General features: G+C 54.2%; 1 pseudogene. It reads right to left on the bottom strand.

Annotated features, from left to right (window positions below):
- Positions 1 to 70: 70 nt before the first annotated feature.
- Positions 71 to 517 (bottom strand): annotated as a pseudogene (locus tag ACSZPU_RS26165) (RtcB family protein); the annotation flags it as partial.
- Positions 518 to 642 lie beyond the last annotated feature (125 nt).

Genomic DNA, 642 nt, shown 5'->3' with positions numbered 1-642 from the left:
TCATGATAATAGGGCCTTCTGATTAGAAGGCCCTATTATCAATGATTTTTATCCTCGTGACGACACTATCTAAGGTTCCCAGATGCTGATAATTATTGGTTTTCAGCAACTGCGGATAGTTATCCGTCAGGCGTTTAAACCGCTCGGCCAGCATGGACCAGTGGTTATCCACCTCCTGCGGCGGTGTATCCCACGCCCCCTTATCACGCCCGGAACGGGTACTGGTGCGCCCGTGTGGCACCGCTTGTTCGATCGCGCTACGCAGCCCGCTCAGATTATCGGGCAGATCGCTCGCGAGGAGCGAGGTACGAACGGCGATCATCCCGCAGCCAATATCCACGCCGACCGCCGCCGGAATGATGGCCCCTTTGGTTGGGATCACGCTACCGATGGTGGAGCCTTTACCGAGATGCACGTCAGGCATCACTGCCAGATGCTGGAAAATAAACGGCATCTTCGCGGTGTTCTGTAACTGTTCACGCGCCTCAGGCTCGACCGGGACCCCGTGAGTCCACATTTTTATTGGCGCACTGTTGTGCGCCGTCAGCAGTTGAAATTCATGTTGCTGCGCGAATTCAGATAATAAGTGCAACGCTCGGACATGATTGTGGAGAGTGTAGGAGGAAGGGTTAACTACCGATA

It is taken from the genome of Phytobacter sp. V69 (assembly GCF_965644215.1).
In the GTDB taxonomy this organism is placed as follows: Bacteria; Pseudomonadota; Gammaproteobacteria; order Enterobacterales; family Enterobacteriaceae; genus Phytobacter.
This window is presented reverse-complemented; position numbering and strand designations above follow the sequence as displayed.